We start from the raw sequence: 463 nt of genomic DNA on the forward strand, positions 1-463 counted from the left end.
GCAGTAGGCGTCCATCGCCTTGATCGCCGCGCGGTACATCTGCGCCGGCGTCATCCTCGACTGGTAGCCTTGACTATCCGTGCCCTTTGACCAGGGTCCCGCCATATACCAGCGCTCAGCTCTGCCGTAGGCTCCGGCGAGCTGGCGATCGATAAAGAGTGTGACCCCGAGCTCTCGCGCGCCGGGACCCGTCTCATCTTGTGGTATCAGTCGTGACACGGCAGCATCCAGCCAAGCCGCCTCGTCCGCTGACAAGAACCGATAGTCACTCCCTGCGACCGGAGATGGTTTGTTCGCCTCGCCCGGCGCCCAAGGGACTTGCTGCGCGTTTGTATCTGCCGTTACAGGGGCGGTGGGAAGGGCCAAGGAGCCGGCAGCAAGCCCGGCGGTAAGCAGGTCGCGTCGATTGACTCCCTGCTTCGTCCCTCTTGATGTGGACATGATCGGAACCCCTGTGTGGCGG

1 protein-coding gene is annotated in these 463 nt (G+C 63.5%); it reads right to left on the reverse strand.

What is annotated here, in order from left to right; all coding sequences use genetic code 11:
* A partial coding sequence (locus VSR68_RS42565) for a gluconate 2-dehydrogenase subunit 3 family protein (RefSeq protein ID WP_342945386.1) occupies window positions 1–441 on the reverse strand: 441 nt, incomplete at its 3' end.
* Window positions 442–463 lie beyond the last annotated feature (22 nt).

It is taken from the genome of Paraburkholderia phymatum (assembly GCF_038900715.1).
GTDB lineage: Bacteria > Pseudomonadota > Gammaproteobacteria > Burkholderiales > Burkholderiaceae > Paraburkholderia > Paraburkholderia phymatum_A.